Origin of the sequence: Sphingomonas zeae, from assembly GCF_014197135.1 — a bacterium.
GTDB lineage: Bacteria > Pseudomonadota > Alphaproteobacteria > Sphingomonadales > Sphingomonadaceae > Sphingomonas > Sphingomonas zeae.
Genome location: NZ_JACIFA010000015.1, coordinates 75,503 through 82,915 on the forward strand (window position 1 = coordinate 75,503; position 7,413 = coordinate 82,915).

Annotated in this window: 6 protein-coding genes; 1 reads left to right on the top strand and 5 read right to left on the bottom strand. The window is 67.2% G+C overall.

Annotated elements, in window-relative coordinates; all coding sequences use genetic code 11:
- The first annotated feature begins 67 nt into the window (after positions 1-67).
- On the top strand, positions 68-1,468 hold the full coding sequence (locus GGR45_RS16865) for an L-serine ammonia-lyase (protein WP_217497864.1): 1,401 nt from the start codon (positions 68-70) through the stop codon (positions 1,466-1,468).
- On the opposite strand, the gene GGR45_RS16870 is transcribed toward GGR45_RS16865, so the two are convergent.
- From GGR45_RS16870 to GGR45_RS16890, 5 genes are all read right to left on the bottom strand, one after another.
- Positions 1,469-2,269 (bottom strand): ThuA domain-containing protein, encoded by an 801-nt coding sequence (locus tag GGR45_RS16870; RefSeq protein ID WP_175310567.1) that lies wholly within the window; start codon positions 2,267-2,269, stop codon positions 1,469-1,471. It abuts the gene before it with no gap.
- Between the two features lie 160 nt (positions 2,270-2,429).
- Positions 2,430-3,989 carry a DHA2 family efflux MFS transporter permease subunit gene (locus tag GGR45_RS16875; protein WP_175310568.1) on the bottom strand — a complete coding sequence of 520 codons (1,560 nt, stop codon included), beginning with the start codon at positions 3,987-3,989 and terminating at the stop codon, positions 2,430-2,432.
- Entirely contained in the window at positions 3,989-5,173 is a 1,185-nt protein-coding gene (locus GGR45_RS16880; RefSeq protein WP_175310569.1) for an HlyD/EmrA/EmrK family protein, read from the bottom strand. The genes GGR45_RS16875 and GGR45_RS16880 overlap by 1 nt, the downstream gene beginning before the upstream one ends.
- Positions 5,170-6,573 carry an efflux transporter outer membrane subunit gene (locus GGR45_RS16885; protein ID WP_175310570.1) on the bottom strand — a complete coding sequence of 468 codons (1,404 nt, stop codon included), beginning with the start codon at positions 6,571-6,573 and terminating at the stop codon, positions 5,170-5,172. The genes GGR45_RS16880 and GGR45_RS16885 overlap by 4 nt, the downstream gene beginning before the upstream one ends.
- The gene (locus tag GGR45_RS16890; protein WP_175310571.1) at positions 6,570-7,022 is read right to left on the bottom strand and encodes a MarR family winged helix-turn-helix transcriptional regulator; all 453 of its coding nucleotides are present in this window, start codon (positions 7,020-7,022) and stop codon (positions 6,570-6,572) included. Before GGR45_RS16890 ends, GGR45_RS16885 begins: the two co-directional genes overlap by 4 nt.
- Positions 7,023-7,413 lie beyond the last annotated feature (391 nt).

The window sequence follows — 7,413 nt, forward strand, 5'->3', positions numbered from 1 at the left end:
CATCGGGCTGGCCAGTATCCGGCGGTTACGCTAGGCATTGGCAAAAGCCGTAACAAATGGAACGATCTTGACGCTTTCCGCCATTCCCGTTGGTACGCCGCGTAGCGAGGACAGTGTCGCTGCGGTCAGCGTGACCGAGCTCTTCACGATCGGCATCGGCCCTTCCAGCTCGCATACGGTCGGCCCGATGCGCGCGGCCAAGGCATTCGCGGTCGAGATGCTGGACATCGGCCTGATCCCCGACCGGGTGCAGGCCGAATTGTTCGGATCGCTGTCGCTGACCGGGCGCGGACATCATAGCGATCGTGCGGTCCTGTTGGGGCTGGCGGGTGAGACGCCGGAACGGGTGGACCCCGATGCGATCGGCGGGTTGCTGGCGCGGATTGGGGAGACGCGGCAACTGATGCTCGATGGGCGCCACCCGCTGCCCTTCGACCCCGAGCAGGACCTGTTGTTTCGGCCCGGCTTCCTGCCGGCGCATCCCAATGGCATGGTCTTCACCGCCTTTCTGCCGGACGGGAGTTCGGTCGTCCGGCGTTTCTATTCGATCGGCGGCGGCGTGATCCGGATGGAGGGGGCCGAACCCATGCGGACCAACCGACGTCTGGCGCATCCCTTTTGCTCGGGCGCGGAACTGCTGGAGCGAACGGCGGAAACGGGCCTGTCGATCGCAGGGATCGTGCGCGCCAATGAAGCGGCATGGCGCGACGATGACGAGACCGATGCCTTTCTCGACCGGGTGCGCGATGCCATGTGCGGTGCGATCGAACGGGGCTGCGCGGCATCGGGGATGCTGCCTGGCGGGCTGAAGGTCCAACGCCGCGCGCAGGCGATCAGGCAGAAGCTGCTCGACCGCGGCCCGCGTACCGATCCCAGCCTGGTGTTCGAATGGGTCAGCCTCTGGGCGCTGGCGGTCAACGAGGAGAATGCGGCGGGCGGGCGAGTCGTCACCGCACCCACCAACGGCGCGGCGGGCGTGATCCCGGCGGTGCTGCGTTATTATGAAACCTTCGTCCATGGCGCGACGCGCGACGAGGTGCGCACCCTATTGCTGACCGCGGCGGCGGTGGGAATGCTGTACAAGAAGCGGGCGTCGATCTCAGCGGCCGAGATGGGCTGCCAAGGCGAGGTCGGCGTGGCCTGCTCGATGGCGGCGGCGGGGCTGGCGGCGGCGCTGGGCGGAACCCCGGCGCAGGTCGAGAATGCCGCTGAAATCGGCATGGAGCATAATCTGGGCCTAACCTGCGATCCGATCGGCGGCCTGGTCCAGATCCCCTGTATCGAACGCAATACGATGGGCGCGATCAAGGCGATCAATGCCGCTTATCTGGCGCTCCACGGCGACGGTAAGCACATCGTCAGCCTGGATCAGGTGATCGAGACGATGCGCCAGACCGGCGAGGACATGAAGTCGCAATATAAGGAAACAAGCCTCGGCGGGCTCGCGGTCAACGTCGTCGAGTGCTGATTATCGGCCCGCCGCCCAGCGCACGGCGTTGGTGAGAATGCGGCGGTAATCGGGATCGTCGTAAAGCTGCGGCTCATGCCCCAGCGCGGAGTAGAAAACGCGGCCTTTGGTGCGCGGATTGATCCACATGACGGGATGGACCGCGCCCATGCGCAGCGTCTCGCCAGGGCGATAGCTGGCCTCGTCCACCTGCGCCAGGATGGTCATGCCGCGTGTCGCGGGGTTGCGGTCGAAGCTGTACCATTCGTCGCTGGGGTTCCACGGCGTCTTGACTCCGGCCATGATGGGATGACGCGGCTGGACGATCTCGACGCGGGCGGGCTGGATATGGTCCGCGCCGTTTGGATGGCCGGTAAAGGTCGTGCCGATGATCGTATCGACATACCAGGGCGCCTTGTGGCTATTGTCGCCCGCCGCATGGAGCGCGATCACCCCGCCGCCACGCGCGACGAAGCGGGCGAAGGCGGCCTGCTGATCGGGCGTCAGAAAGTCGCCGCTGGCGCTGTTTAGGACGACGACCGAGAAATGCGCAAGTTGGTCGTCGTTGAAGATGGCGGCATTCTCGGTGGCGAAACTGGGGCGGCCGAGTTGCTTGGCGATGTCGGCGAGCACCATGTTGGAATGCGGGATATGCTCGATATGCCGCCAGCCATTGGTCTTGGACATGATCAGCACGCCGCGCTGGATGTGGGCGGGCAGGGTGGGGGCAACGGTATCGACCACCTTGGGTGGCAGATGCGGGTCGGACGGCGCCTGCGCCACCGCGACCAGCGCCATCATCATCAGCGTTTTCAACACCATCTCTCTCCCTTTTCGGGGAGCGTAGCAAATCCCCCCCGGCACGGGGAGGGGGACCAGCGAAGCTGGTGGAGGGGGCTATCCCCAAAGGACATTCCTTGCGGAAGCCCCCCTCCGTCAGGCCTGGCGGCCTGCCACCTCCCCGTGCCGGGGAGGATCGTCATCAATCGGCCGCGATCGGGCCGTCATGTGGCTTGGGCCGCCGCGTGAACCAGGTCAGCGCCGCCAGCACGATGCACAGCCAAGCCGACACATAGAAGATGTCGGTCGAGGCGAGCAGATAGGCTTGGCCCACCATCTGCCGCGTCACGGCGGCGGCGGCCTGTACGTCGGTGAAGCCCAGATGGTTCAGGCCGTTCTTCGCCATCTGCCACACCGGCCCTTGCCCGATCGCGTCGGACAGATGCGCCTGGTGCATCGCCTCGCGCCGGTCCCACATGGTCGTGGTCAGCGACGCGGCGAAGCTGCCCGCCGTGATCCGCGCGAAGTTGGAGATGCCGGTGGCGGACGGAATCCGCGCCTGCGGCACGCCGTCCAAGGCGATGGTCAGCATGGCGAGGAAGAAGGTGCTCATCGCGATCCCCTGCACCATCAGCGGCAGCACGAAGTCGCTGAAGCTCGCCTGCGTGTTCAGTCCCGAGCGCATCCAATAGGACGCGCCGAAGGCGGCAAAGGCGATGGTCGCCATGATCCGCGCATCGACCTTGCCCGACAGGCGCGCGACGATGGGGGTGAGGACCACCGCCACCGCCCCGCTGGGCGCGGCGACCAGGCCCGCCCAGGTCGCGGTATAGCCCAGCTGCGTCTGGAGCCAGAGCGGCAGCAGCAGCGTGTTGGCGAAGAACACCGCATAGCCCAGGCAGAAGGCCAGCGTCCCGATGCTGAAGTTCCGCCCCTTGAACAGCGACAGGTCGACCGCCGGATTGGCGTCGGTCAGCTCCCAGATCAGCCAGGCGATGAAGCCGACGATGGCGATCACCGTCATCACGACGATCCGGGTCGAATGGAACCAGTCGTCATTCTTGCCGAGATCCAGCATCATCTGAAGCGCACCGACCCAGACGACCAGCATGATGAGGCCCACCTTGTCGATCGGCAGATTGCGGGTCGGCGTCTCGCGGCTCGACAGCCCTCGCCAACACACGCCCGCGCAGAACAGGCCCACGGGGACGTTGATGAGGAAGATCCAGCTCCAGTGATAATTGTCGGAGATGTACCCGCCCAGGATCGGCCCCATGATCGGCGCGACCAGCGTGGTCATCGACCAGATGCCGAGCGCGGTCGAACGCTTTTGCGGCGGGAAGATCGAGATGAGCAGTGCCTGGCTGCCGGGGATCATCGGCCCCGACACCGCGCCCTGCAGGATGCGGAAGCCGATCAGCGAGGACAGGTTCCACGCGATCCCGCACAGGAAGGATGCGATGGTGAACAGGAAGACCGAGACGCAGAAGGTCCGCACCACCCCGAACTTGCCCATCAGCCAGCCGGTCAGCGGCACTGCCACACCGTTCGCGACGGCGAAGGCGGTGACGACCCAGGTCGAGTTGTCCGAACTGACGCCCAGATTGCCCGCGATGGTGGGCAGCGACACGTTGGCGATGGTCGAATCGAGCACCTGCATGAAGGTGCCCAGCGCCAGCGCAAAGGCGACGAGCGCGAGCGCCGGGCCTTTCAGCGGTGCGGGGCCATCCCCCGCGCCGCCCTGAGCGGGGGCGGCGGCCATCAGCGATTGGCCGCGATGATCTGCGCGATGCGGGCCTCGATCGCGGGGTCCTTGCCGTCCATGGCAGGGGTGCTGCCGACCTGGGTCGCGGCCGATCCGATGCGCGGGCCGTTCTGGTCGGCGGTATCGACCGTCACCGTCGCGGACAGGCCCACGCGCAACGGGTTCTCGCGCAGCTCATTGGCGTTCAGCCCGATGCGCACCGGCACGCGCTGGACGATCTTGATCCAGTTGCCGCTGGCATTTTGTGGCGGCAGCAGCGCGAAGGCGTTGCCGCTGCCCGCGCCCAGGCCGATGACCTTGCCGTGATAGACGATCTTGCCGCCGTAAATGTCGGCGGTGATCGTTGCGGGCTGACCGATGCGCAAATCCCGGAGTTGGGTCTCGCGGAAATTGGCATCGACCCACAGCCGGTCGAGCGGCACCACCGCCATCAGCGGGGTGCCCGCCGCGACCTGCTGCCCCACCTGCACGGTGCGCTGGGCGACGACGCCGCTGATCGGGGCCACGACGTGCATATGGCTGCGGGTGATGGCGGCGTGGCGATAGGCGGCGATGGCGGCCATCACGGCGGGGTTCGTTCCCACCTCGGTGCCCTGCACGGTGGTCCGCGCCTGGGCGGCCTGCGCCTTCGCGAGCGTGAGGTTGGCGGCTGCGACCTTAACCGCGTCGGCGGCGTGCGACAGTTCCTCGCCCGATACCGCGCCTTCCGCCGCAGCACCTTGTCGCCGGGCATAGTCGGCACGGGCGCGGGTCAGTTCGGCCTGTGCCTGGACGATGGCGGCGCCGCTCTGGTTCACCTTGGTAAAGTCCGCGCGGGTCGCACGCACCGCGCGCGCCAGCTCGGCAGCCGCGGAGGCGACGCCGACATCGGCGGTTGCGGGGTCGAGGTCGATCAGCGGCTGGCCCGCCTTCACCGTCTGGGTATTGTCGGCATGGATCGCCAGCACCTGTCCCGGATCGCGTGCGGTGATGGCCACCACGTCACCGGCGACATAGGCGTCGTCAGTCTCTTCCTCGGGCTTGGCGAGCAGGAAATGGAACACCGCCCAGACGATCGCGGCGACCACCACGATGACGGCGAGGATGGTCAGGCCGGTCTTGCGCGCCTTGGGCTTGCCGCCGGCAGGAGCCTGGGTGGCGGGGGCGGCCGGCGAAGGCGCGGGGGCTTCGGTGTCGCTCATTGCGTGATACCTTGCGAAGAAGAAGAGAAGCCGCCGCCCAGTGCGACGGCCAGCGCAATGCGCGCCTGGACCGCGTCGGCGGCGAGATTGGCGTCGGCCTGTTCGGCCTCCAGCTGGCGGATGTCGGGGTCGATCAGCCCCAGTTGCGATTGCAGCCCGCTCGACACACGAATGGCGTTCAGGCGGCGGGTTTCGGCCAGGCCGCGTGTTACCTCGGCTTGGCGGGCGCGTTCGGTGGCGATCGTGCGGCTGCGCGTGACGGCGTCGGCCGCCTCGCGCACCGCGCCGACGAGACGGTTGTTATAGTCGGCGGTGGCGAGATCGAGCGCCGCGGTTGCCCCCGCCAGCCCCGCACGCAGCCGTCCGCTGTCGAAGATGGGGAGATGGATCGCCGGACCAGCACCGACCGTACCCGCATCGGCGGTGAACAGATTGCCCAGGCCTACCGCCTGGAAACCCGCCAGCGCGGTCAGGTTGATATTAGGAAGAAAGGCCTTGCGCGCGACGTCCTGTCCCTTGGCCGCGGCATCGATCCGGGCGAGCGCGGCGGCGATGTCGGGCCGCCGCGCCAGCAGGTCGGCGGGCACGGTAGCCGGGATGGACAGGGCGGTGTCGAACGCGAGCTTCGTCGGCGCGATGGTCGCGGGGTAGTCCAGTCCATGTCCGGTCAGTGCCGCCAGCGCGTTGCGGGACAGGGCGGCCTGGCTCTCGGCACGCGCCAGCGCCACCCGCGCCTGTGCGAGCAGGGTCTGCGCGCCCTCCGCGTCGATCTGACTGGCGAGTTGATGGCGGATACGCGCCTGGATCAACCCCAGCGAGCGGGTGCGGGTCGTGATCGTCCGGCGGGCGATGGCGGCTTGCCGCTCGGCGCGAGCCATTTCGACATAGGTCTGCGCGACCGAACCGGCCAGCGCCAGTCGCGCGGCCGTGACGTCCAGCGCCGCTGCACGGGCGGACGCGCGGGCGGCCTCGATCGCCGCCGCCTGCCGCCCGAACAGGTCGATGGTCCAGTTCAGATTGGCCTGTGCCTGACCGAGCCACTGCGTCGTACCCGCATAGGGTGGCGGTATCGTGTAGCGACCCGAAATCCGGCTATATTGCTCCTGCGCGTCGAGCGAGGCCGAGGGGCCGTCATCGGCGCGGCGGGTCGCCAGCACCGCCTCTGCCTGCCGCAGTCGGGCCAGTGCGATGGTGAGCGACGGATTGCTCGCCAGTGCATCGTCGATCAACCGGTCGAGCTGGGGATCGCCCAGCCCACGCCACCAGTCTGTGGCCACCAGCGGGGCCTGCGCGCTGCCCAGGCCGAGCTTTTCGGGTGCGGTGGGAGCGATGGCGGGATGCGCCTGCGGCACCGAACAGCCCGCGAGCAACAGTCCGGTCAGAGTTGCAAGCCGCTTCATGCCACCGTCTCCAGCTTGTTGCGCAGGCGCAGCAGGTCGCTGACGAAGCGCTCGATTTCCTCCGGGGACCAGTCGGCCAGCCAGTCGTTCCACTGCGCCATGACCTTGGTCTTGCACCGGCTGGTCACGGCCCGCCCGGCATCGGTCAGCGACAGCCGGACCACGCGCCGATCCTCGGTGCAGCGACAGCGTTCAATCAGCCCGCGCTCCTCCAGCGTGTCGACGATCCGGGTCGTCGCGCCGGTGTCATGGCATAAATGGCGCGCCAACTCGGCAGCCGTGCCGCCCACGCCGAACTGCAACGCCATCAGCGCGCTCCACTGCACATGGGTCACTTCCTCATCAGCAAAGACCGGCTCCAGGCCGATCCGCGCGAGCTGGAACACGCGCTTGGTCAAATAGCCGACCGAGCGCTCGGGATCGAAGGAGTCAGGGTCCTGCCGCGTCATATTACTGCCCTGGCAATGATTGCCTTGGCAGTCAATTCCCGTTGCGATGATGACATGAATTTCATGGAGGAGCCGCCATGCCCTCCATACGATTGATGGTCGCCAGACGGGATCGACATCCAGCCACCCCTCTATCTTTCCTCCCCTGCAAGGGGAGGGGGACCATCCGAAGGATGGTGAAGGGGTGTCACTCGTCGTGGACGGAGTCCAACCTCTCCAGCCGGAACTCCCCTCCGTCAACCCTGCGTCCTGCCACCTCCCCTTGCAGGGGAGGAATAGGATGAATGTCGTTCGAACCTAGGGTCAGGACCCATTGATGTGAGCGTCGCGATCTGATTCAGGCTCCGTGAGGAGACTGGTAATGAGCGACCTGTTTTGGCTGACGGACGAG

Excerpts from the sequence above, each read along its gene's own strand:
- GGR45_RS16890 (WP_175310571.1), bottom strand. The coding sequence starts at position 7,022 with ATGACGCGGCAGGACCCTGACTCCTTCGATCCCGAGCGCTCGGTCGGC.
- GGR45_RS16880 (WP_175310569.1), bottom strand. The coding sequence starts at position 5,173 with ATGAGCGACACCGAAGCCCCCGCGCCTTCGCCGGCCGCCCCCGCCACC.
- GGR45_RS16885 (WP_175310570.1), bottom strand. The coding sequence starts at position 6,573 with ATGAAGCGGCTTGCAACTCTGACCGGACTGTTGCTCGCGGGCTGTTCG.
- GGR45_RS16870 (WP_175310567.1), bottom strand. The coding sequence starts at position 2,269 with ATGGTGTTGAAAACGCTGATGATGATGGCGCTGGTCGCGGTGGCGCAG.
- GGR45_RS16875 (WP_175310568.1), bottom strand. The coding sequence starts at position 3,989 with ATGGCCGCCGCCCCCGCTCAGGGCGGCGCGGGGGATGGCCCCGCACCG.